Raw genomic sequence first — 22,560 nt, forward strand, 5'->3', positions numbered from 1 at the left:
GGGCTCACCCCGAACGCATTTGCAACCCGGTCCCAACAGGACCAGAACCAGAACGGACTCTGGTTATGAACGGGGGCAAACACGGGGCAAGGTCACGCGCCCTCCGAGTCGTCCGCGCCCCGCTTCGGAACGGGCCGAGGTCCGCGACCTCGGCCCGTTCAGCCCGAGAGGGGAGGGGAGCGACTTGACCATGTTGATGGAGATACGTTCCCCCGACCCACGCGGCGCGCTATGGAACGGGGCCATGCGACTGCTCATCATCGAGGACGATCAGGAGGCGGCGGCCTATCTCGTCAAGGCCTTCCGTGAGACCGGCCATGTCGCCGACAGCGCGCATGACGGCCTCGACGGTTACGCGCTGGCCCGCGAGGGTGACTACGACGTGCTGATCGTCGACCGGATGCTGCCGAAGCTCGATGGCCTGTCGCTGATCCGGTCGCTGCGCGAGCAGAACGTCGCGACCCCGACGCTGATCCTGTCGGCACTCGGGCAGGTCGACGACCGGGTGAAGGGGCTGCGCGCCGGGGGCGACGATTATCTGCCGAAACCCTATGCCTTCTCGGAACTGCTGGCCCGCACCGAGGCGCTGGCCCGGCGGCAGGCCGGCTCGGGAGCCGCCGAGGAGACGCGCTACCGGATCGGCGACCTGGAACTCGACCGTCTGTCCCATCGGGTGACCCGGGCCGGCCGCGAGATCCCGTTGCAGCCCCGCGAATTCCGTCTTCTCGAATACCTGATGCGGCATGCGGGCCAAGTCGTGACACGCACGATGCTGCTGGAGCATGTCTGGGACTATCACTTCGATCCGCAGACCAACGTCATCGACGTTCACGTCTCGCGCCTGCGCAGCAAGCTCGACAAGGGGTTCGCGTCCCCGATCATCCATACGGTTCGGGGTGCCGGCTATGTCCTGCGCTTCGAGGAGGGCGCTTCCGGGTGAGCGCGGTTCCGGCTGACGCTCTGGTCGCCCGCGAGACGGGGGCTGCGCGCTTCCAGAAGCTGTTCCGCACCACCGCCTTCAAGCTGTCGCTGGCCTATCTGGCGATCTTCGCCCTCTGCGCATTCCTTGCGCTGGGCTACGTCGCTTGGAATGCCCGCGCGGTACTCGACGACCAGATCGTCTCGACGATCGATGCCGAGATCAACGGCCTGTCGGAACAATACAATGCCGGCGGTCTACGGCGGCTGATCACCGTGGTGGAGCGGCGCTCGCGCGAGCCCGGCGCCTCGCTCTACCTCGTGACGACGGCCGGCGGCGACCATGTGGTCGGCAATGTCGGCTACGTGCCCGCCGCCGTGCTGGCGACCCCAGGTCAGACCGAGACGCGCTACGGCCGCAACGAGTCCGATGCCGAGGCGCATCAGGCGATCGTGCGGGTCTTCACCCTGCCGGGCGGATTCCGGCTGCTCGTCGGGCGCGACACCGAGGAGCGCGACCGTCTGCGGGCGGTGATCGGGCGCGCCTTCCTCACCTCGCTCGCCGCCGTCGTGCTCCTCGGCGTGATCGGCGGCTGGCTGGCAGCGAGCCGGGTGCTGCGCCGGGTCGATGCCATGACCCAGACCACCCGCGCGATCATGGCAGGCGATCTCGACGACCGGCTCCCTGTGGCGGGAAACGGCGACGAACTCGACCGCCTCGCGTCGAGCCTCAACCTGATGCTGGAGCGGATCGGCGAGCTGATGCGCGGCATGCGGGAGGTCTCCGACAACATCGCCCACGACCTCAAGACGCCGTTGACCCGCCTGCGCAACCGCGCCGACGAGGCCTTGCGCCGGGCCTCGACGCCGGAGGAATTGCGCGCGGCGCTGGAAGCCGTGATCGACGAAGGCGACGGATTGATCCGGGTGTTCAATGCCCTCCTGATGATCGCGCGGCTCGAAGCCGGGTCTGCCCGGGAGATGCTGGGACCGTTGGATATCGGCCAGACGGTGCGGAGCGTCGGCGAACTCTACGAGGCGGTCGCCGAGGATCAGGGGCTGACGCTCGCGGTGCGCGCGCAGGACGACCTCACCATCGCGGGCAACCGCGAGCTGATCGGGCAGGCCCTCGCCAACCTGATCGACAACGCCTTGAAATATGGGGCCGAATCCGCCGGAGCGGAGGCCAGCGTGACGCTGGAGGCATGGCGCGACGGCGAGACGATCCGCCTTGCCGTGTCCGATCATGGACCGGGCATCCCCGAAGCGGAGCGGGCCCGCGTCCTCGGTCGCTTCGTGCGCCTGGAGGATGCCCGTTCGCGACCGGGCTTCGGGCTGGGCCTCAGCCTCGTCAACGCCGTGGTGCGCCTGCATCACGGGACCCTGCGGCTCTTCGACAACGCCCCAGGGCTGCGGGTCGAGATCGGCCTTCCGGCTTCACCGCGCCCGCAGACGGAAGCCGGTGACATCCTGCCCGCACCGGCATCGGGCGGCCCTGTGCCGGCGTCCCCGTCCCGCGCTAGTTAGGTCGCGACCTGTCCCGCTGCGACCGCGCCGTCTTTCCATCTGATCGGCAGAGCGCCCGAGTTCCAGGAGGCTCCATGACCCTCAAGACCAAGACCGCCCTCGTCACCGGCTCGACCAGCGGCATCGGACTTGCCATCGCGCGCGCCCTTGCGGCCGAGGGAGCCAACGTCGTGCTCAACGGGTTCGGGGACGCGACCGCCATCGAGGAAACGCGGGCCGGGATCGAAAGCGCCTACGGGGTCAAGGTCCACTATTCGTCCGCCGACATGAGCAAGCCCGAGGCGATCAACGCCATGGTGCGCGAGGCGGAAGGCGCTTTCGGATCCGTCGACGTGCTGGTCAACAATGCCGGGATCCAGTTCGTCTCGCCGATCGAGGACTTTCCTGCCGAGAAGTGGGAGCAGATCATCGCGATCAACCTGTCCTCGGCCTTCCACACGATGCATGCGGCAATTCCCGGGATGAAGGCACGGGGCTGGGGCCGGATCATCAACACCGCTTCGGCCCATTCGCTGGTGGCCTCGCCGTTCAAGTCGGCCTACGTGGCGGCCAAGCACGGGATCGCGGGCCTGAGCAAGGCGGCGGCACTGGAACTCGCGCCCCACAAGATCACGGTGAACTGCATCTCGCCCGGTTACGTCTGGACGCCCCTGGTGGAGTCGCAGATTCCCGACACGATGAAGGCCCGCGGTCTGACCAAGGAGCAGGTGATCGAAGACGTGATGCTGAAGGCGCAGCCGACCAAGGAATTCGTCACCGTCGATCAGGTCGCCGCACTGGCGGTGTTCCTGTGCTCCGATGCGGCGAGCCAGATCACCGGCGCCAATATCAGCATGGATGGCGGCTGGACCGCGCAGTAGCGGCGTCCACTGCTGCGTTCCGGAAGGCAGGGCCCGTCACCCGGGGGCTGACACCTTCCGTATCGACACCCTCGGTATCATGGGCGTTCCGCAGCCGTCAGATCAGCCGCGACGATCGGGCGGAGCCTGTGGGATTGCGGCCCCGCCCGGCTTCAGGTGGGGCCGCTCCTCGGTCAGCGGCGGCCGTGGACCAGCAGGGCGAGGCCGTAGCCCACCGCGCCGGCGATCAGCAGGGCGACCAGGGGATTCTCTTCCACGCGGGCGCCGACGGCGGCACGCCCGTCGCGGAGGTAGGAACCGCTCCGCTCATAAGCCTCACCCGCGATGTCGCCGGCGCGGTCATACGCGTCGCTGGCGACGTCGCCGGCCCGGTCGGCGATGTCGCGCGCCTTGTCCTTCACCTGGCCATAGACGTTCTGCGCCTCGCCCTGGGCCTCGCGGAACCGACCCTCGACCGAGTCGCGGTTCGAGCCCGCGAAATCTCCGGCCGCGCCCTGAACCTTGCCGACGGCCTCCTTGGCGCCGCCGACGATCCGATCCGTATCCACCATGGCACTCTCCTGGACGTGAGCGCGGCGCCGCGACGCGGGCGTCGCTCGTTACGCCGTCGTCCACCGAACGCGCGAGATGGCGTTTGTGCCCCCGGCCGCCATGAAATTATGCGCGGCCAGCGTCTCCGCGGCAGACGGGACAGGTCAGAGGCCGATCAGCTCGGCGATGGCCGCGGCGCCGGCGGCGGGGGATGTCTCGCCCCGCGCCACACCCGCCTCCGCCTCGGCCGTGCGGCGCCGGACCTCCGGGGACCCGACGAGGCGCTGGTGCAGACGCTCGTCCACTAGCGCCCACATCCACTTCACGTCCTGGGTCCGGCGCTTCGCCTGGATCTCTCCGGTGGCGGTGAGCTTCTCCCGGTGGTCGACGATCTTCGCCCACAGCGCGTCGAGACGCAGATTGTGGAAGCCCGAGATCGTCACCACCGGCGGCGTCCAGGTGGCGGAGGCCGGGGTGAGGATGTGCAACGCCGCACGGTATTCCGAAGCCGCTGCATTGGCCCGCTGCTCGGCCTCGCCAACATCGGCCTTGTTGACCGCGATCATATCGGCGAGTTCGAGGATGCCCTTCTTGATGCCCTGGAGCTCGTCGCCCGCCCCGGGCAGCATCAGCACCAGGAAGAAATCGGTCAGGTCGGCCACCGCCGTCTCCGACTGGCCAACGCCGACCGTCTCGACGAGGATCACGTCGAAGCCCGCGGCCTCGCAGAGAAGCATGGTCTCGCGGGTCTTGGCCGCCACGCCGCCGAGCGTTCCGGAGGACGGGGAGGGGCGGATGAAGGCGTTGGGATCGTGCGACAGCCGCGCCATCCGGGTCTTGTCGCCCAGGATCGAGCCGCCGGTCCGGGAAGAGGACGGATCGACCGCCAGCACCGCCACCTTGTGGCCGGCCTCGGTCAGGTTCGAGCCCAGGGCGTCGATGGTGGTCGACTTGCCGACGCCGGGCACGCCGGTGATCCCGACGCGGATCGCCCGACCGGTTTCGGGCAGAACCGAATCGATGAGATCCGCCGCCAGGGCCCGGTGATCGGCGCGCTTGGACTCGGCCAGCGTGATGGCCCGGGCCAGCGCGGCGCGGTCGCCGCGCAGCAGGCGCTCGCGAAGGCTCTGAATGTCGATGGACGGCGTCATGGTCCCTTCATGGCCGCGGCGACGGCTGCCGTCGAGGGGGAGGGCACCAGCACCGGGGGATGGGCAGGCTGTGGCCCGTCCACCACAAGCCCGGTCATGCCCGCTATTCACGCCGACCTGCCGTGATCGTGCCCCGCGATGGTCACGATCCTGGGCGACGGAGGGCACCCCGCCCGAGCGCAACCGGATCATGTCGAGCCAGATCGTCTCACGTCGCGTCCTTCTCCGGTTCGGAGCTCTCGCGGGCGCCGCGGGTCTCGCCCCGTCGCTCGGCGCCTGCGTCACCGACGATCTCGGGACCGGCGCGGTCTTGCCCGAAAAGCAATCGGCCCTCGACGTCATGCCGGTGTTGCTGGTCGCCACGACCCGCAAGCCCGTGGGCAATCCGCCCCGGCCGCCGTATTTCAGCAGCGACCGCGGCCGCGGCCTGAGCTTCGCGGAGGTGCGCCTGTCGCCGCCCGACCGCTCGCTCCTCGGCAAGGTCTCGTCCGTCATCACCGGCGACTGGACGATCGGCGCGGTGCCGAAATTCGAGACGGGATCCGGTGCCGCCACAGCCTTCTCGCAGGCGGCCCTCGGGCGGGACGTGCTGATCTACGTCCACGGCTACCGCGAATCGTTCGAATCGGCCGCGATCAGCGCGGCCAGGCTCTCGGACGGCATCCGCTTCGGCGGCGTCTCCGGCCTGTTCACGTGGCCGTCGGCGGCTGCGACCCTCGATTACAATTACGATCGCGAGAGCGCCCTCTGGTCGCGCGACGCCTTCGAGGACCTGCTCAAGGCGCTGGCCGCCTCGCCGAGCGGCGGCCGCATCAACATCGTCGCGCACTCGATGGGCACGCTCCTCACGCTCGAGACCCTGCGCTTGCTCCGCGCCGAGGCCGGCGAGGCCGCGATGGCGCGGATCGGAGCCGTGGTGCTGGCCGCACCCGACATCGATTTCGACCTGTTCTCCAACGGCGTCGCCCGCCTTGGACCCGATGTCTCGAAGATCACGGTGATCTCCTCCACCAACGACCGGGCGCTCGAACTCTCCGCCGCCCTGGCGGGGGGCGTGCGGGCGGGCGCGGCCGATCGCGCCAAGCTCGAGGCACTCGGCGTGCGCGTCGCCGACGCCTCCGATTACGGCGGCGGCCTGATCAACCACGACCTGTTCCTCTCGAATCCGGATGTGCAGGGGGTGGTCAAGCGCGCCATCGCCCGGGGCGCCGGGGTGTAGGCGCGCGGCGCTCACCCCATCCGGGTCGTCATGCTCTGCGGCGGCAGGGGTTCCTCCGGCAGGATCGGCGCGTCGCCGGAGGCGTCCAGATGGTCGATCCGGTCGGCCCAGACCCGGAAGCCCACGAGGGGATTCGGTCCGAACGTGTGGGTCAGCGGCACATCCGCGGCGTCGCGGCCGTAGGCGACCATGACCCGGCCGATCCGCGGGGCGTTGTTGCGCGGGTCGAACACGTGCCAGCGCCCGCCGAGATAGACCTCCATCCAGGCGGCGAAATCGCCCGCCGGGTGCGGCTCGGGCTCGCCGATGAAGCTGACATAACCGGTGCAGTAGCGGGTCGGGATGTTCAGCGCGCGACAGAAGGCCACGGCCAGGTGGGTGAAGTCCCGGCAGACGCCGCGGCGACCCGCATAGGCATCCTGCGCCGTGCGGTCGCCGTGAGCGAATTCGTAGCCGAATGCGATGTGGTCGTGCACGAAATCGCAGACCGCCTGCACCCGGCTCCAGCCGGGCTCGGTATGGCCGAACAAGCGCCACGCCTCGTCGGCCAGCAGATCCGATTCGCAGTACCGGCTGGGCAGCAGGAACACGATGGTTTCGGCCGGCAGGTCCTCGATCGCGTGCTGCTTGGCCTCCGGGTGCACCGGGTCCGGGCGCCCGTCATCGTCGATCACTGCGTCCGTGCCGATCGTGAAGCTCCCGGCCGGCGCGCTCAGCCGCGCGCACAGGTTGCCGAAACCGTCGCGATAGAGGTCGACCGGCACGGGCGGCTCGGTGCGCAGCGTGTCGGGGGCCTCCAGGGCGCCCGCCCGGGTGGGATGCACGTTCAGCATGACCACCATCGGTACGGGATAGGGGAAGGCGTAGCGCATCTCGCAGCCGAGCCTGATCCGCATCCGCGGTGATCCTTCTTCGCGTCCGAGTTTCATCGCCACCGCTGCCCCGCAGGATCCGCGCCATGGCTTTCGGGCCGGTGGAGGCGGGATGGGCTTGGCGGCCGTCCGGTTCACCCCTACAGCATCCGCGCGCGGCGCTCATGGCTGCCGGGGGGAGCATCCGTGATTCTTCCCGGGGCAGCGCGTCGCACCCGTGGGTCAGCCTGCTGAATGGGCGCGCCTGAGGACGGTTACGAGAAGGATGCCGGCCATGTTCACGCTCGAGATCGACGGCACCGCCGTTGCGGTGATCAACAGCGACGAGGCGTCCGCCAAGGACCTCTTCACCTGTGACGGATTCAAGGAAGACATCCGGACCATGACGACGGGCGGCAAGCCGCTCTGGAACGGCACGTCGCCGCTCAAGGTCCGGGCGGCCACCGAGGACGAGGTCGAGATCTTCGAGGACGCGCTGGCAGAGGACGACGGCGAGGGCGATTTCGTCGACGATCCCCATCACACCGAGACCGATTCGGACGACGCCGATGAGGCCGACATCGTCTTCTTGGTGGATATCGACGAGGACGAGGATGAGGCCGATGCCTGAGCGCGGCTGAACCCGAGCGCCTCCCGGGTTGTTTCCGATCCGAATCGGATTCAATCCCGGGAGGTTGGCATGGCTGACAGCAGACGGATCGTCGACGCACTGGTGCGCTCCAGGGGCGGCGGTCTAGCCGCCGGCGCGGCCCTCGGAGGCTTGGCGCTGATCGGCAGCCTCGCCTACCGGGCCTTGCGCGGTGCCCCACCGCCCGAGTCGGGCGGCCCGGACTTCACCGAGATCGATGAGGACGAAGCCCGGCTGATGCTGCGGGCCATGGTGGCGGCCACGACGGCCGACGGCATGGTCGACGCGGCCGAGCGGAAGCGCCTCGATACGGCCGTCGCGGATGCGGGCCTCGATCCCGACGGGCGATCCTGGCTCGATCGGGAGCTCGCGGATCCCGCCGACGTCGACGAGATCGCCGAGCGGGTCGCAAGCCCCGATGCGGCGGCGCGGATCTTCGCGGCGGCGCGGCTCGCCATCGATCCCGATACGCTCCAGGAGCGTCAATTCCTGAAGATGCTGGCCGAGGCCCTCGATCTTCCCGCCGACGCGATCGACCGGGTCGAGCGCAACATCGCGGCCTGACCGGCAACCGGACGGGCGCGGGGAACTCCCATTGCCGCCGAGCTTCATGCTAGGCTTCCGGTCGGGAACGGGTCCGGACTGGCCCTTCGCGGGAGGACGGGACATTTCATGTCGGGACTGTCAGTGCCTGCGCGCGGGCGCGTCTGGCGGAGCGCCTGTGCCTTGGTCGGTGCGATGCTGATTGGCGGCGGAACTGCCCGTGCCGCCGAACCGGCCGCCGGCCCCCTGACCATTGCCGAGCAGGGCAGTTTCTTCGTCGGCGGCCGTGACGTTCAGTCCGACACGCTGTCGACGCTGCCGGCCTATGCACCGTCCGGCACGATCAGCGTCGACCAGATCTATGTCCGCTATCAGGTTCCGGTGACGACCGGACGGCCGCCTCTGGTGCTGATCCACGGCTGCTGCCTCACCGGCAAGACCTGGGAGACGACGCCGGACGGACGCATGGGCTGGGACGAGTACTTCGTCCGGCGCGGCTTCCCGACCTACGTGATCGATCAGGCCTGGCGCGGTCGCTCGGCGGCGAGCCCGGCCCAGATCAACGCGGTGAAGATGGGGCGGGCCGACCCGAACGCGCTGCCGCCGGTCTTCTCGGCCGGGCGCGAGCCGGCCTGGGCGATCTTCCGGTTCGGGCCGGAATACCCGAAGGTGTTTCCCGACATGCAGTTCCCCCTGGAGGCCCAGGGCGAGTTCTGGAAGCAGATGGTCCCGGACTGGTCGGCCGCGCTCCCGGTGCCGAACCCCACTGTGCCGGCCCTGTCGGAACTGGCCAAGAAGCTCAAAGGTGCGGTGCTGATCTCTCACTCTCAATCGGGGATCTACCCGTTCCAGACCGCGTCCCTCGACCGGTCGGGCATCCGCGCCATCGTCGCCATCGAGCCGGCCGCGTGCCCGGACCCGGCGAAGGACGATCTCGCGCCCTACAGGGACCTGCCGATCCTCGTCCTCTTCGGCGATTACGTCGACGCCTCGCCCCGCTGGGCGCCGCGGCTCAAGCAGTGCCGCAGCTTCGTGGCGGCGGCGAATGCCGCGGGCGGCCGGGCGGAGCTGATCCTGCTGCCGGAGATCGGCATCCACGGCAATTCGCACATGCTGATGCAGGACAAGAACAGCCTCGATATCGCCGATTGGCTGGCGGGCTGGATCGACAAGCGGGCCCCCGGCAAGTCGTAGGGAAGCCCGTTCGGATACCCGGTCGATCCCACCCGTCGCCGCGCCTGCGGCAGCGGGCCTCGAAGGCGGGTTTCAGGAATCATCGAGGGATCCGGAAGCGCCTTCAGGCCTCCCCCGCGCTCCGGCGCCTCAGGGTGAGGGCGCGACGAGGGGCTTTTCCGACCCGACGGAAAGTCAGGCCGGCTTCTGCTCGCTGAGGAACGTGCCCATCCGGTCCAATGCACGTCGGATGTTCTCGGCCGAGTTGGCATAGGACAGACGGATGTAGCCCTCGCCGTGGACGCCGAAATCCGGGCCGCCGATCACCGCGACGCCCGCTTCTTCCAGAAGGGCCGACGCCAGCGCCTTCGCCTTCCAGCCGGTCCGGGAGATATTCGGGAAGGCGTAGAATGCGCCCTTGGGCGCGATGCACGACACGCCCGGCAAGGCGTTCAGACCGTCCACCACGATCGTCCGGCGCCGGTCGAATTCGGCGACCATCTCGGTCACGCAGTCCTGGGGGCCGTCCAGCGCCGCGATGCCGGCCCACTGGGTCGCCGCGTTGACGCAGGAATGCGCGTTGACGGCGAGCTTGCGGGCCGCGTCGTAGAGCGGCTTCGGCCAGACCGACCAGCCGAGGCGCCAACCGGTCATCGCGTAGGTCTTCGACGCGCCGTCGAGGTAGACGAGCCGGTCGCGGATCTCGGGATACTTGAGCAGCGAGTGATGGGTCTCGCCGTCGTAGGTCATGGTGCCGTAGATCTCGTCCGACAGCACGGCGACGTCGGGGTGCTCGGCCAGGCCCTTCACCAGGGCGTCGATCTCGGCTTTCGGTGTCACGCCGCCCGTCGGGTTGGCGGGTGAGTTGACGATCAGCAGCCGGGTCTTCGGCGTGATCAGCGCCAGGGTCTCGGTCGCCGAGAAGGCGAAACCGTTCTCCTCGCGGATCGGCACGGGGACCGGCGTCGCGCCCGTGAACTCGATCATCGAGCGGTAGATCGGGAAGCCGGGGTCCGGATACAGGATCTCGGTTCCGGGCGCGCCGAACATCAGGATCGCCATGAACATGGTGACCTTGCCGCCGGGCACGATCATCACGGATTCGGGGGAGACCTCGACGCCGTGGCGGCGATGGATGTCGCGGGCCACCGCCTCGCGCAGCGGCGGAATGCCCACCGCCGGCGTGTAGCCGTGGTGGCCGTCGCGCAGGGCCTTGATGCCCGCCTCGACCACGTGGGCGGGGGTCGGCATGTCCGGCTGGCCGATACCGAGGTTGATCACGTCCCGGCCCTGCGCGGCGAGGGCTTGGGCGCGGGCCAGCACCGCGAAGGCGTTTTCCTCGCCGATACGCGAGAAGGCCGGGACCACCTGCAGCATCGCGCCCTCCGGGCGGTGGGATCTCAGTGCTTGGACCGCTCGGAGAGCTTCATCGCACCGAACGACATCGCCACCGCGATCGCGCCCAGGATCACGAAGGTCTTCACGGAGGCGTAGAACAGGTCCGGGTTGATGCCTTCGTCGGTGTAGAGCACGAGCCCGATGGCCGCGAGCGGCAGCGAGAGCAGGATGAAGAGCGGGACGAGCGGGTTCATGTGCGGCACTCGAAATCCGGCGCGCGGCTGACCGCGGCCCTGGGAAAACGACCCTGCATATCACCGTGCTGCGAAGGTTGGGACCCCGGAATCGGCAGTTTTTCGCCGGCTCGTCCGAACGCTCATGGATGTGCAATCATTTGGCGCGAGAGTATCGCCTCTCAAAGGCGGGCATGTATGCGTCGGGCATCGGTCAGTGGGAATGGGAAGGGCACGGGGGCTTCGGACCCCGCGACCTCCGGCGTCGACATGCTGGTCCTCCATATCGGGAAGCTGCTGCGCCACCCCGCCTACCGGCGTGAATCGATCGTGAGCGCCCTCCTGCTGCGCCACCTGCCGCACGATGCCGGCTACGCGTGGCACGGCGAGGCGAGCCTGCGCACCCGGCTCGTCGGCGCCGGCCTCGACGAGGCCAGCCTCGATCATCTCATCCGGAATGTGCAGGCCGAGCACCTGCGCCTGCGCCGGCCCGCCGATGCCTGATCCGGCCTAGGCCGGAACCCGGACGGTGGCCCGCAGACCCCCCAGGGGGCTGTCGTGCAGGGTGATGTCGCCGCCATGGGCGCGGGCGATGTCCCGCGCGATCGACAGGCCCAGCCCGGAGCCACCGGCGTCCTGGCGGGCGTCGTCGAGTCGCACGAACGGCTTGAACACGTCCTCGCGGCTCTCGGCCGGAATGCCCGGCCCGTCGTCGTCGATGGAGACGAAGAAGGTCCGGGCCTCCAGTCGGCCGGAGATCGCCACCGTCTCGCCGTAGCGCACGGCGTTGGCCGCGAGGTTGAACAGGCAACGCCGGAAGGCGCCCGGACGGACCGTGACCTCGGGCGTGCCGACGAGCTCCACGGCGGAGACATGGGCGCCGAGGCGCTCCACGTCGGTCCGCAGGTCCTCCAGCAGGGCGCGCATGTCCGTGGGCGTCGCGGGCTCGGCCGAGTCGCCCCGCGCGAAGGCGAGGTAGCCCTCCAGCATCCGGCTCATCTCATCCACGTCGCGGCTGAGATCCTCGATCTCGCTGGTCTGCTCGACCAGTGCCAGGGACAGGCGGAAGCGGGTGAGGATGGTGCGCAGGTCGTGGCTGACGCCGTTCAGCATCGTCGTGCGCTGCTCCATCGCCCGCTCGATCCGCCGCTTCATCTCGATGAAGGCGTGACCGGCTTGGCGCACCTCGCGGGCGCCGCGCGGCCGGAACTCGATCTCCCGGCCCTTGCCGAAGCCCTCCGCCACCGCGGCGAGGCGGAGGATGGGCTTGATCTGGTTGCGCAGGAACAGGATCGCGACCCCGAGCAGCACCAGCGAGGAGCCGATCATCCAGACGAGGAAGATGTGCGAATTCGACGCGTAGGCTTGGCTGCGCCGCGCGGTGATGCGCATCACGCCGTCGGGGATCGCCACCCGGATCTCGATCAGGTTGGAGCGGCCGACCGTGTCGATCCAGAAGGGCCGGCGGATCTGGCGCTTGATCTCGTCCGAGAGGGCCTCGTCGAGGATCGAGAAGAACGGGCGCGGGCCCGGCGGCGGGAGCTTGGCCCCCTTGAGGATGTCGAGGTCGAGGTTCAGCCGCTCCCCGGCGATGCGCGAGAGGGTCTCGGCATCCTTGTCCTGCGGGTAGCTCTCGTAGATGTCGATCAAGGCGGCCACGTCTGCGGTCACCGCCGCCGACAGGCGCTTGGTCACGAGCTGCCAGTGCCGCTCCATGAAGGTGTAGGCGATCACCGACTGGAGCAGGACGACCGGCGCGATGATGATGATCAGCGAACGGGCGTAGAGGCCTTTCGGCAGGACGTCGCCGATCGCCCGGCTGATGCGCCGCCACAGGCGGTGCGGCGCGGAGCGCGGCGGCGGATCCTTGCGCAGCCTGCGCGCCAGAGCGGGATCGGGGGCGTTCACGTCACCCGGAGCACGCGCCGCTCCCTCCCGCGAAAGCAGGGGCGGGTCGTCTGGCATGAACTCCGTTCGACGGTGGCGGACATGGTCTGAGCGGGAACGCTTGGCCGGCCTGTTATCGCATCCGCGCCGGGATCGGCCAAGGCGCGCGCACGACGGCCACAGGCCCGGTGCCCCGGGCGGTGGGCATGGTGTGCGAGTCGGAGGGCGCCTTGCACGGCGGCGCGTGGGCCATACCTGTGGGAAGCGGGGGCCACCCGCCGGCCGAAAGTCCACGAGGCCATGCTCAGCACCGATACAGACATCCTCTCCGCCGCCCAGTCCTGGCGGCGCGACGGTCGCGCCGTGGCGCTTGCCACCGTGATCGAGACCTGGGGCTCGGCGCCCCGGCCCGTGGGCAGCCACCTCGCGGTCGACGGCGACGGCAACTTCCTCGGCTCCGTCTCGGGAGGCTGCGTCGAGGGCGCGGTCATCACCGAGGCCCTCGAGGTGATCGAGGCCGGCACGCCGCGCGTCCTCGAATTCGGCGTCGCGGACGAGACGGCCTGGCGGGCCGGCCTGTCCTGCGGCGGGCGGATCCGGGTCTTCGTCGAGCGGGTCGACTGATGCGCAGCGACATCCTTGCGGCGCTGAACGACGAGCGCGCGGCCCGCCGCGCCGCGATCCTCGTCACCGACATCGCCGACGGCGCGCAGCGCCTCGTGCGCGAGTCGGACCTCGCCGTCGACCCCCTGGCCGACGTCCTGGCGAAACACCTTGCGTCCGGCAAGAGCGGCCTCGTCGAGGCTGACGGGCGGACCCTGTTCCTCACCGTGCAGGTGCCGCCGGTGCGGATCGTGGTCGTCGGCGCCGTCCACATCTCGCAGGCCATGGCGCCGATGGCGGCCGGGCTCGACCTCGCGCTCACGGTGATCGACCCCCGCACCGCATTCGCCACGCCGGAGCGTTTCCCGGGCATCGCGCTGGTCGCCGAGTGGCCGGACGCCGCCCTCGGCACAACCGTCCCGGTGCTGGATCGCTACTGCGCCCTCGCAGCCCTGACCCACGATCCCAAGATCGACGATCCTGCGCTGAAGGCGGCCCTGGCGGCCGAGTGCTTCTACGTGGGCGCCCTCGGCTCCCGGAAGACCCACGCGGCCCGCGTCGCGCGGCTCACCGAGGCGGGGTTCACGCCCGCGCAGATCGGCCGGATCCACGCGCCGATCGGGCTCCCGATCGGTGCCGTCAGTCCCGCCGAGATCGCGCTGGCCGTGCTCGCCGAGGTGGTGGCGTGCCTGCGCCGCGCGCCCCGTCCGGAGGTCGCGTGAGGTTCGGGACCGTCCCGCTCGCCGAGGCGGGCGGACTGATCAGCGCGCATACGGTCCGGCGGGCTGACATCACCCTGCGCAAGGGGGCGGTGATCGGCCCGGAGGAGGCCGCCGGTCTCGCGCGGACCGGCCTCTCGGAGATCGTGGTGGCCGCCCTGGAGCCGGGCGATGTCGGCGAGGACGACGCGGCCGCGCGGCTCGCCGGTTGTCTTCGCGGGGCGAACCTGCGTGTCGAGTCGCCGTTCACCGGCCGCTGCAACCTGTTCGCCGAGAGGCCCGGGGTGCTGACGCTCGACCCGACCCGGATCGAGGCCGTCAACGCCGTCGACGAGGCGGTGACGGTGGCGACGCTGTCGCGCTTCCGGCCGGTGATCGAGGGCGAAATGATCGCCACCGTGAAGATCATCCCCTACGCCGTGCCGGGCGCCGTGCTGGCCCGCGCCTGTGCGGCGGCCGGAGCCGACGCGATGGCGGTGGCGACCTATCGCCGCCGCCGTGTGGGCGTGGTCTCGACGCGGCTGCCGAGCCTCAAGGAGGCCACCATCGACAAGACGCTCCGGGTTCTGGCCGAACGTCTCGCCCCCACGGGCGCCGCGATCGTTGCCGAAGCCCGGATCCCCCACACCGACGACGCCGTGGCCGCTGCGGTGACCGATCTCATCGATAGAGCCGGGGCGGACCTCGTGGTTGTGTTCGGTGCCTCGGCCATCGCCGACCGCCGCGACGTCATCCCGGCCGGAATCGAGGCGGCCGGCGGGCATGTCGCACACCTCGGCATGCCGGTCGATCCCGGCAACCTGCTCCTTGTCGGTGCCCGGGGCGACGTGCCGGTGGTCGGCGCCCCGGGCTGCGCGCGCTCGCCGAAGGAGAACGGATTCGACTGGATTCTGCACCGTCTGCTCGCAGATCTGGTTGTAACCCGTGCCGACATCGTCGCCCTCGGTGTCGGCGGTCTGCTGATGGAGATCGTCTCGCGTCCGCAGCCCCGCGCCGGCGGCGCGGTGACAGGGGACGCGCGCGATCCGGCGATAGACGATTGAGGGGGCAGAGGATCTCGGGGATGCCGGAGGTCGGCACGGTTCTGCTCGCCGCGGGCCTCGGCAGCCGGTTCGGCTCTGCGCCGAAGCTGCTCGCCCCCCTCGACGGCAAGCCGCTGGTGCGCCACGCGGCGGAGGCGGCCCTCGAGGCTTGTCCCCGCCCTGTGGTGGTCGTGCTGGGCGCGCACGCGGAGGCGGTCCGCGCGACGCTGGCCGGGCTGGACCTGATCCGGATCGACAATCCGGATTACCGTACCGGATTGGCATCCTCGCTGCGCGCCGGTCTCGCGGCGTTGCCACCCCGCTGCACGGGCGCCGTGATCGTGCTGGGCGACATGCCGCGGGTGACGGCCGCCCATATCGACCGTCTCGTGAGCGCCTTCACGGGGGCTGCGGTGGCTCCTGCTGCCGTGGTGCCGGTGCAGGACGGGCGGCGCGGCAATCCCGTACTGCTCAACCTGCGTCGCCTCGGGGAGGAGATCGGCCGCCTCGCCGGCGACCACGGGGCCGGACCGCTGCTCAGGGGGCGGCCCGACGTGCTGGAGATCCCAGGCGATCCGGCCACCGCCCTCGACATCGACACGCCGGCCGGGCTCGCCGCCCTAAGCCGTGGTCCGGCCTGAGCCATCGGCGCCCTCGGTGTGGGACGGATCGCGCCGACGGCCGTCCGTGCCTGCGGTCGATCCGGCGGTGCGCCGCCTATCCCTGTCGCGCGGTCGTGGGGCGGGTTTCTGCGCTCGCCCCGACGGTGCGCCCGCGCCCTGCCTTGGCCTCGGCCCGGCATCGGTCGGAGCAGTAGCGGACCTCGTCCCAGACGCGTGCCCACTTCTTGCGCCACGCGAACGGGCGGCCGCACTGGGCACAGACCTTCTCGGGCAGGTCACCCTTGCGGCGCATCGGCGGCATCGTCTCTCCTCGCGTCCTATCCTGGCCGGCGCAGGTCCGGGCCCGGAGCGGCGGCACCGCGGCGGCGCGCATCCAGGAGGTGCGCCAATCCGAGCATGACCGCGAGCCCGCCGAGATTGACCGCGATCTGCAGCGGCCATGTGGCGTCGAAGGTCCGATAGAGAATGCGGCCGATGAGCGCCGCCAGGCATCCGGCTGCGAAGATCTCGAGCGAGTGCCGGCCGCAGGCATCGATCAGGCGCAGCCGCCGCCACCGGCTGAGACGCGCCACCGCGGGTATGCTGAACAGCAGGTAGGCCAGGGCCAGCATGTTGATCAGGCGCAGGGGGCCGACATGGCTCTTGTCGGGGACCCCGATCGACAGCGGCCGGAGGTCCGGCAGCCCCCATTCCGCCCAGGAGCCGCCCTGGAAGAAGGCGAAGGCGAGATAGGCCGAGGCCATGGCGACGGCCCAGCTACGCCACGGCAGCAATCCGTCCTGGGCCTGGACCCAGACGGCGAGGGCCGCTCCGAGCACGAACAGGAACTGCCACGCGAAGGGATTGAAGTACCAGCCCTCATCGACCGCCGCGGCGTTCGGCAGGTTCAGCTGATGATCGACGTTGGCGGCAATCCACAGGGTCGCCGACAGCGCCAGGACGCCCCAGATCCCGCGCCGCATCCCGAGATAGATCAGCGGGAACAGTGCCAGAAGCAGAATGTAGAGCGGCAGAATATCGAGGTAATTCGGGAGCGCGTTCAGCGCGAGGCCGCGCAGCAGGCCCGGCAGCAGCCCCATCTGCAGCAGGGGCGCGACGCCGAACCGCGGCGTGAGACCGGTGATGTCCATCCAGATCCGGACGATGACCAGGGTCGCCAACAGCAGCCCCGCCTGGAACAGGTAGATGCGCAGACAGCGCTGCGCGATGCGCACCAGCGCCGTCCGGACGCCGGCTCGGCGGAAGAGTCCGCCATAGGCGATCATCGAGGAATAGCCGGCGAGAAGAACGAAGATCTCGGCCGCATCCGAGAATCCGAAATTGTGCAGCGTCAGCAGGGCCGGCGCGTTGCGCGGGATGTGGTCGACGAAGATCGTCAGCAGCGCCAGCCCGCGCACCACGTCGACCCGCGCGTCACGGACGGGCTTCGTGGGCCGCGTGCCGGCTTCCGGCGCGGGGATCGTCCGCTGCTTCGTGGCAGCGGGCCGCTCAAGATCGTCGACGCGCGTCACTCAGTTCATCACCGCGGCGGTCTCCGACCGGATGTGGGATACGGCAGAGTCCGCGGTGCAACAATAGCGCGCCTGCGGTGCGCGGCTGCGCCGATCACGCGCCTGTGTTCGGCCCGGCGCAGGGATCCGTCGCCCCGATGGTCCGACGCTCCGCGGAGCGCCTCGGGCCTCTCGCATCGCGGCCGAGCCCGGTATAGAGGCGGTGGGCGATCCCGGCTTTCCTCGCCCGCCATCGGGAGGGCCAAGGCCCGGGGCGCGCTACAGGGCAAGGTTCAGGGCAACGGCCATGCGCGTCCTCGTCACCGGAGCCGGAGACTATCTCGGCCGCCGCCTGCTCGAGGCGCTGCACAGGGGACTTCCGCCCGGTAGTTCCATCCTCGGCCTGGATCGGGCTCCGCAACCGCCCCTCGGTGGCGTGTCGCTGAGAGCCGTCGATCCGTTCGATGCCCACGAACTCGCCGAGACGATCGCCGCCTTCGACCCCACCATCGTGTTCCACTTGGCGGCGCTGGCATCCGTGGCCCAGTCGAGCGAGACACCGTCCTATGCCTGGCGGGCCGAACTGCTCGGAACGCTGAACCTGGCCGAGGCGGTGGCGAAGACCCGCGCGGCCCTGGTGTTCCTCAGCTCGACCGTCGTCTACGGGGAGGCGTTCCGCGAGCAGGCACGTCCGGACGAGACCGTGACGCCGCGTCCCGACACCATCGCGGGCCGAACCAAGAACGCCTGCGAGTACATCCTGCGCGATGTCCTGGCGAATGCCGGCGTCAAGCATCTGGTGCTGCGACCATCGAACTACATCGGTGCGGGTCAGAGTGAGACGTTCGTGGTCGCCTCCTTCGCGGGGCAGATCGCCCGTATCGAGCGAGGCTTGGTGCCCCCGAGCCTGGAGGTTGGCGACCTCTCCGCCGGGCGCGATTTCGTCGACGTGGCCGATGTCACCGCGGCGTGCCTGCGCGTGATCGGACAGATCGACGATCTTCCGAATGGCGGAATCTTCAACGTGGGATCGGGGGTCGTGACGCCGGTCGCCGAGATCCTGGAGATGTTCCGCGGCATGACGGGCGCGCGCTTCACCCTTCGGGTCTCGCCCGATCGGGTCCGGGCGGCGGGCGTGCGTAGCGAGGGCTGTGATTCCACGGCCTTCGCAACCGCCACCGGATGGACTCCAGCCATCCCGCTCTCGCGAAGCCTGTCCACGATTCTGTCGGAGGCCCGGGCGCAACTCGGATGAGGGCATATCGGGCGGGCGGCCGTCGATGCCGTCCCGGTCCCCGGGGTGGCACGCTCCGGCTCTGCAAGCGCTCCGGGAGCCCGCGCATCCGCCTTTCCCCCCGGGCGCAGGGGGGCACGACATCCGATCTCCCGGTCGCTCCGGCAATCTGCATCGCCGGAGCGCCGCAGAGGCTTTGAACCGAGGTCAGGGACCGCGCGACCGGCCGATGGATTCCTCCCGGCCGTGTTCAGAGCGTACCCGGGCGAGGTCCAGGGCTGGACCTCGCCCGTCAACGGCTATTCGGTTCCGGTTTCGCCGTTACGGCCCCGGAACGACGGGGCCGGTCCTCAGCGCGAGAACCGCTTGTACTTGATCTTCTTCGGCATGATCGAATCCGCCCCGAGCCGGCGCACCTTGTCGGCTTCGTATTCGGAGAAGTTGCCCTCGAACCATTCCACGTGGCTGTCGCCCTCGAAGGCGAGGATGTGCGTCGCGATGCGGTTCAGGAACCAGCGATCGTGGCTGATGATGACGGCGCAGCCGGCGTAGTCCTCCAGCGCGTCTTCGAGGGCGCGCAGGGTCTCCATGTCGAGGTCGTTGGTCGGCTCGTCGAGGAGCAGCACATTGGCGCCGCCCTTCAGGGTCCGCGCGAGGTGCACCCGGTTGCGCTCGCCGCCCGAGAGCGTGCCGACCTTCTTCTGCTGGTCGGGCCCCTTGAAGGCGAAGGCCGCGCAATAGGCACGCGAATTGATTTCGCGCTTGTTGAAATAGATGATGTCGTTGCCGCCCGAGACCTCCTGCCAGACCGTGGCGTTCGGATCGAGGGCGTCGCGGGACTGGTCGACGTAGCCGAGCTTCACCGTCTCGCCGATGTCGATCTTCCCGTTGTCGGGCTTCTCCTGGCCGGTGATCATCTTGAACAGCGTGGTCTTGCCGGCGCCGTTCGGGCCGATCACCCCGACGATGCCGCCCGGCGGCAGCTTGAACGACAGATCCTCGATCAGCAGCCGGTCGCCGAACGCCTTGCTGAGATGCTCGAACTCGATGACGTTGTTGCCGAGCCGCTCGTCGATCGGAATGACGATCTGGGCCGCGGCGTCGATCTTCTGCGCCTGCTTGGCCACCAGCTCCTCGTAGCGGGTGATGCGGGCCTTCGACTTGGACTGGCGCGCCTTCGGGGAGGCGGCGATCCACTCCTGCTCGCGGGCGATGGAGCGCTGCCGGGCCATGTCCTCACGGCCCTCCTGCTCCAGGCGCTTCTGCTTCTGGACCAGCCACGCCGAATAGTTGCCCTCGTACGGGATGCCCTTTCCGCGATCGAGCTCCAGGATCCAGCTCGTGACGTTGTCGAGGAAGTAGCGATCGTGGGTCACGATCAGGATCGCGCCGGGATACTGGCGCAGGTGACCCTCCAGCCAGTTCACCGTCTCGGCGTCGAGGTGGTTGGTCGGCTCGTCGAGGAGGAGCAGTTCCGGCTCCCACAGGAGGAGGCGGCACAGGGCGATGCGGCGCCGCTCGCCGCCCGACAGGGTGGCCACCGGCTGCTCGTCGCTCGGGCAGCCCAGGGCCTCCATGGCCTGATCGACCTTCGAATCGAGCTCCCAGAGGCCCAGCGACTCGATCCGGTCCTGGAGCTCGGTCATCTCGTCGGCCGTCTCCTCCGAGTAGTTCATGGCGAGTTCGTTGTAGCGGTCGAGCATGGCCTGCTTCTCGGCCACGCCCTCCATCACGTTCTCGCGGACGGTCTTGTTCGGATCGAGCTGGGGCTCCTGCGGCAGATAGCCGACGCGCGCACCCTGCGCGACCCAGCCGTCACCGGTGTATTCCTTGTCGAGGCCCGCCATGATCTTGAGCAGCGTCGACTTGCCGGCGCCGTTGATGCCCAGGACGCCGATCTTGGCGTCCGGGTAGAACGACAGGTTGACGTTATCCAGGACCTTCTTGCCGCCGGTATAGGCCTTGGTCAGGCCCCGCATGTGGTAGATGAATTCGCGAGCCATCGCGGATCGTCCTCGGCGCGTTGTTCGGGACTGCGCGGATCGTGCCAGCGGCACGGGTCAGGCACGGGGCATCAGTCCCCGTCCTGGACGCGCGTCCCTAAGATATAGGAATGACTCTGTCGGAGTATCAGGCCCGCCGGGAAGCGGCAAGGACGGCCCGGCCGTCGCCGGGCGCCGATCTCTCAGGCGAACGGGTTCTTCACCGATCGCGGCGGCGCGTCCGGCGCCTCCGCCACCGCTTCGGGCAGATCGGAGGCCTCCAGGGTCTTCACGATCGCGTCCAGCGTCTTCCGGAGAAGCCGGGCCTGCTCCAGCCCGGTCCTGTCGCGGGTGATGTCGAGGGATCCGTGCAGGGCGATCCGGTCCGTGCCGTTCTCGAAGCTCAAGCTGCCGATGGTGCGCACGCCGGCATCGTCCGCGAAGGGCGTGAAGGCTTTCGGATCTTCCGTCGCGCCTCCGGAGGCGCGTTGCGTGTCCTTGGGCATGGGTCCTCTCAGAAGAACGAACGCAGCAGGTCGCGCAGGAATTTCCGCGCCGCTCGGGCCAGCTCGCGCTCCAGCCATTCCTGCCAGGTCTGCTCGTGCCGGGGCCGGCGCTCGTCCGCGCGGGCGGAAGCCTGGGGATCCGGGAGGCTCATCGCGGTCGCGCGAGCCGCTTGCGGCAGGCCGGGAAAGACGTCGATGCCGGATTCCCGGCGCAGATCGTCGATCGACAGCACGCGCCAATCCTTCGAATCGTCGTTCCGGGCAAGGTATGCTCCGGCCTCGCCGCTGGCCGGATCGTAGAGGGCCTTGAACAAGTGGGTCGGGACGAGCACGCCGCCCTTGATCTGCTGCACCGCGTCGCCTGAGAAGATCACACCGGTGACCACGAAGAGCGCACCGCGCCGGCTGGTCAGGCGCCGGGTGCCTTCCTCGATATCGGCCCAGAGCCCGCGGTTCAGGACGCGGTTCTGCGGCGTGATGTTGGCGAGGCTGAACGACTCGGCCTGGGCGCTTGCCGTCGGCATGTCGCCGGCCGGCGCGAGATGGCCCCGGTCGAACCCACTGCGGACATAATCCTCAAGGGCGGCGCGCTGGTCTTCCGGCAGGCGCGCCTCTTCGTGGAAGGAATCGTCGCGTGCCACCGCGCGGGCCGCGGCGATGCTGGCGCGGGTGAGGTGCTCGGCGGCGTAGAGGGGCGTGCGGGTCACGCCGGAATGCAGCACCGCGAAGGCCTCGAAGCACAGGGGGGTCGCCCGAACGGCGAGCTTCGGATTGGTGAGGACGGGCATCCGCCCATCGGCGAACAGCCCCGGACAGGCATCCTGGGCGCCGACCGGAACCGATCCGAGCGCGAGAACCAGGGCTGTGGCGATGAGAGCCGGCGCGCGCATCACCAGCAGACGCGGACCCGGCGCACACCCTCCGGGGTCGGGCGATCCCGCCACGCGCAGGGCCGGCCGAGGGTGCCGTTGAACGGGCGGACATCGCGGTCCGGGCCGCCCGGGGCGACCCGGGCCGGGCACTTGCCCAGGAAGTTGCACGCGAAGTCGAGATTGCCGTCCAGCGGCCGCGCCGCGGCGTAAGCTTGACCGTAAACCGTAATCGCGAGCGCGAGCAGGATTGTGCACAGACGAGCCGGATTCAAAGGCGAACCTCTTGTGGCGTTAAGGGCACGTGATTCAAAAAAGCGACGGCCCGACATTGATCGCGCCGCCGTTCATCCGTACCTGGCACTATCATGACAGCGGCGGACGGGCGGGTTCTAGCATGAACGCGTGCTCCCGGGGTGCTGGCGTTGCGGTTGCCACGGGCCCGTGACGGAGCCGTCGCCATATTCGAACGAACGGATGCGACCATTGGCACTCTCCCCTGAGCAATCGGCGTTGCTGGACCGTGTCCCGAATCCAGCGGCGCTGCGGCGTCTTCCGGAATCGGATCTTCCGGCTGTTGCGGAGGCGGTGCGCGCCGAGATGATCGACGCGGTGTCGATCACCGGCGGCCA

Annotated in this window: 26 protein-coding genes; 14 read left to right on the plus strand and 12 right to left on the minus strand. The window is 69.6% G+C overall.

The genetic code is table 11. The annotated features are described in order from the left end of the window. Window positions 1-244: 244 nt before the first annotated feature. From ABIC70_RS27705 to ABIC70_RS27715, 3 genes are all read left to right on the plus strand, one after another. Window positions 245-940 carry a response regulator transcription factor gene (locus ABIC70_RS27705; protein WP_043354572.1) on the plus strand — a complete coding sequence of 232 codons (696 nt, stop codon included), beginning with the start codon at window positions 245-247 and terminating at the stop codon, window positions 938-940. After that, entirely contained in the window at window positions 937-2,445 is a 1,509-nt protein-coding gene (locus ABIC70_RS27710; protein WP_287089557.1) for a sensor histidine kinase, read from the plus strand. The genes ABIC70_RS27705 and ABIC70_RS27710 overlap by 4 nt, the downstream gene beginning before the upstream one ends. 74 nt (window positions 2,446-2,519) lie before the next feature. Continuing rightward, window positions 2,520-3,305, plus strand: a complete 786-nt coding sequence (locus ABIC70_RS27715; protein WP_075380728.1) for a 3-hydroxybutyrate dehydrogenase — start codon at window positions 2,520-2,522, stop codon at window positions 3,303-3,305. Window positions 3,306-3,478: 173 nt separating this feature from the next. On the opposite strand, the gene ABIC70_RS27720 is transcribed toward ABIC70_RS27715, so the two are convergent. After that, window positions 3,479-3,856, minus strand: coding sequence for a CsbD family protein (locus ABIC70_RS27720; protein ID WP_043354576.1), 378 nt, complete (start codon window positions 3,854-3,856; stop codon window positions 3,479-3,481). A gap of 144 nt (window positions 3,857-4,000) precedes the next feature. Continuing rightward, complete coding sequence (gene meaB / locus ABIC70_RS27725; RefSeq protein WP_043387707.1) at window positions 4,001-4,987, minus strand: methylmalonyl Co-A mutase-associated GTPase MeaB; 987 nt, start codon at window positions 4,985-4,987, stop codon at window positions 4,001-4,003. A 190-nt stretch (window positions 4,988-5,177) separates the two neighbouring features. Between meaB and ABIC70_RS27730 the strand changes: the two genes are divergently transcribed. Continuing rightward, on the plus strand, window positions 5,178-6,206 hold the full coding sequence (locus ABIC70_RS27730) for an alpha/beta hydrolase (protein ID WP_354442305.1): 1,029 nt from the start codon (window positions 5,178-5,180) through the stop codon (window positions 6,204-6,206). A gap of 11 nt (window positions 6,207-6,217) precedes the next feature. Here ABIC70_RS27730 and ABIC70_RS27735 read toward each other — a convergent pair whose 3' ends face one another. Continuing rightward, window positions 6,218-7,102 carry a transglutaminase-like domain-containing protein gene (locus tag ABIC70_RS27735; RefSeq protein ID WP_043387706.1) on the minus strand — a complete coding sequence of 295 codons (885 nt, stop codon included), beginning with the start codon at window positions 7,100-7,102 and terminating at the stop codon, window positions 6,218-6,220. Between the two features lie 250 nt (window positions 7,103-7,352). On the opposite strand from ABIC70_RS27735, the gene ABIC70_RS27740 reads away from it, so the two are divergent. The 3 genes from ABIC70_RS27740 to ABIC70_RS27750 all read left to right on the plus strand — a co-directional run bounded on the left by ABIC70_RS27740 (window position 7,353) and on the right by ABIC70_RS27750 (window position 9,443). Beyond that, window positions 7,353-7,688, plus strand: coding sequence for a hypothetical protein (locus ABIC70_RS27740; protein ID WP_043387705.1), 336 nt, complete (start codon window positions 7,353-7,355; stop codon window positions 7,686-7,688). 69 nt (window positions 7,689-7,757) lie between these two features. After that, entirely contained in the window at window positions 7,758-8,270 is a 513-nt protein-coding gene (locus tag ABIC70_RS27745; protein WP_043758825.1) for a DUF533 domain-containing protein, read from the plus strand. A 162-nt stretch (window positions 8,271-8,432) separates the two neighbouring features. Next, entirely contained in the window at window positions 8,433-9,443 is a 1,011-nt protein-coding gene (locus ABIC70_RS27750; RefSeq protein ID WP_244447677.1) for an alpha/beta hydrolase family protein, read from the plus strand. Window positions 9,444-9,617: 174 nt separating this feature from the next. Here the strand turns inward: ABIC70_RS27750 and ABIC70_RS27755 are convergent, their stop codons facing one another. Next, window positions 9,618-10,799: a pyridoxal phosphate-dependent aminotransferase gene (locus tag ABIC70_RS27755; protein ID WP_043354409.1), complete on the minus strand. Its 1,182-nt coding sequence runs from the start codon at window positions 10,797-10,799 to the stop codon at window positions 9,618-9,620. A gap of 23 nt (window positions 10,800-10,822) precedes the next feature. Next, window positions 10,823-11,014 carry a hypothetical protein gene (locus ABIC70_RS27760; protein ID WP_043354407.1) on the minus strand — a complete coding sequence of 64 codons (192 nt, stop codon included), beginning with the start codon at window positions 11,012-11,014 and terminating at the stop codon, window positions 10,823-10,825. Window positions 11,015-11,263: 249 nt separating this feature from the next. Between ABIC70_RS27760 and ABIC70_RS27765 the strand changes: the two genes are divergently transcribed. Then, window positions 11,264-11,497: a hypothetical protein gene (locus tag ABIC70_RS27765; protein WP_236952712.1), complete on the plus strand. Its 234-nt coding sequence runs from the start codon at window positions 11,264-11,266 to the stop codon at window positions 11,495-11,497. 6 nt (window positions 11,498-11,503) lie between these two features. On the opposite strand, the gene ABIC70_RS27770 is transcribed toward ABIC70_RS27765, so the two are convergent. Next, window positions 11,504-12,901 (minus strand): ATP-binding protein, encoded by a 1,398-nt coding sequence (locus ABIC70_RS27770; protein WP_354442317.1) that lies wholly within the window; start codon window positions 12,899-12,901, stop codon window positions 11,504-11,506. Between the two features lie 279 nt (window positions 12,902-13,180). Between ABIC70_RS27770 and ABIC70_RS27775 the strand changes: the two genes are divergently transcribed. The 4 genes from ABIC70_RS27775 to ABIC70_RS27790 are packed head-to-tail and all read left to right on the plus strand — an operon-like array spanning window position 13,181 to window position 15,865. Beyond that, complete coding sequence (locus ABIC70_RS27775) at window positions 13,181-13,504, plus strand: XdhC family protein (RefSeq protein WP_043354401.1); 324 nt, start codon at window positions 13,181-13,183, stop codon at window positions 13,502-13,504. Next, the gene (locus tag ABIC70_RS27780; RefSeq protein ID WP_274926861.1) at window positions 13,504-14,205 is read left to right on the plus strand and encodes an XdhC family protein; all 702 of its coding nucleotides are present in this window, start codon (window positions 13,504-13,506) and stop codon (window positions 14,203-14,205) included. The genes ABIC70_RS27775 and ABIC70_RS27780 overlap by 1 nt, the downstream gene beginning before the upstream one ends. Continuing rightward, window positions 14,202-15,245 carry a molybdopterin-binding protein gene (locus ABIC70_RS27785; RefSeq protein WP_354442309.1) on the plus strand — a complete coding sequence of 348 codons (1,044 nt, stop codon included), beginning with the start codon at window positions 14,202-14,204 and terminating at the stop codon, window positions 15,243-15,245. Before ABIC70_RS27780 ends, ABIC70_RS27785 begins: the two co-directional genes overlap by 4 nt. A gap of 20 nt (window positions 15,246-15,265) precedes the next feature. After that, entirely contained in the window at window positions 15,266-15,865 is a 600-nt protein-coding gene (locus tag ABIC70_RS27790) for a nucleotidyltransferase family protein (protein WP_354442311.1), read from the plus strand. Between the two features lie 76 nt (window positions 15,866-15,941). Here ABIC70_RS27790 and ABIC70_RS27795 read toward each other — a convergent pair whose 3' ends face one another. Further along, on the minus strand, window positions 15,942-16,148 hold the full coding sequence (locus tag ABIC70_RS27795) for a DUF2256 domain-containing protein (RefSeq protein ID WP_179697045.1): 207 nt from the start codon (window positions 16,146-16,148) through the stop codon (window positions 15,942-15,944). A 16-nt stretch (window positions 16,149-16,164) separates the two neighbouring features. After that, window positions 16,165-17,358, minus strand: a complete 1,194-nt coding sequence (locus tag ABIC70_RS27800) for an OpgC family protein (RefSeq protein ID WP_354442314.1) — start codon at window positions 17,356-17,358, stop codon at window positions 16,165-16,167. 286 nt (window positions 17,359-17,644) lie between these two features. Between ABIC70_RS27800 and ABIC70_RS27805 the strand changes: the two genes are divergently transcribed. Further along, the gene (locus tag ABIC70_RS27805; protein WP_053610897.1) at window positions 17,645-18,592 is read left to right on the plus strand and encodes an NAD-dependent epimerase/dehydratase family protein; all 948 of its coding nucleotides are present in this window, start codon (window positions 17,645-17,647) and stop codon (window positions 18,590-18,592) included. Window positions 18,593-18,921: 329 nt separating this feature from the next. Here the strand turns inward: ABIC70_RS27805 and ettA are convergent, their stop codons facing one another. The 4 genes from ettA to ABIC70_RS27825 all read right to left on the minus strand — a co-directional run bounded on the left by ettA (window position 18,922) and on the right by ABIC70_RS27825 (window position 22,203). Then, on the minus strand, window positions 18,922-20,574 hold the full coding sequence (gene ettA / locus ABIC70_RS27810; RefSeq protein WP_043354390.1) for an energy-dependent translational throttle protein EttA: 1,653 nt from the start codon (window positions 20,572-20,574) through the stop codon (window positions 18,922-18,924). 182 nt (window positions 20,575-20,756) lie between these two features. Then, the gene (locus ABIC70_RS27815) at window positions 20,757-21,059 is read right to left on the minus strand and encodes a hypothetical protein (RefSeq protein WP_043758810.1); all 303 of its coding nucleotides are present in this window, start codon (window positions 21,057-21,059) and stop codon (window positions 20,757-20,759) included. A gap of 8 nt (window positions 21,060-21,067) precedes the next feature. Next, window positions 21,068-21,949, minus strand: a complete 882-nt coding sequence (locus tag ABIC70_RS27820; protein ID WP_078947301.1) for a DNA/RNA non-specific endonuclease — start codon at window positions 21,947-21,949, stop codon at window positions 21,068-21,070. Then, window positions 21,949-22,203 (minus strand): hypothetical protein, encoded by a 255-nt coding sequence (locus ABIC70_RS27825; RefSeq protein WP_043387694.1) that lies wholly within the window; start codon window positions 22,201-22,203, stop codon window positions 21,949-21,951. Before ABIC70_RS27825 ends, ABIC70_RS27820 begins: the two co-directional genes overlap by 1 nt. Window positions 22,204-22,405: 202 nt before the next feature. Here ABIC70_RS27825 and ABIC70_RS27830 point away from each other — a divergent pair. Then, the coding region (locus tag ABIC70_RS27830; protein WP_354442319.1) for a 1-deoxy-D-xylulose-5-phosphate synthase N-terminal domain-containing protein at window positions 22,406-22,560 on the plus strand (155 nt) is incomplete at its 3' end.

The organism is Methylobacterium sp. 1973 (assembly GCF_040545035.1).
In the GTDB taxonomy this organism is placed as follows: Bacteria; Pseudomonadota; Alphaproteobacteria; order Rhizobiales; family Beijerinckiaceae; genus Methylobacterium; species Methylobacterium fujisawaense.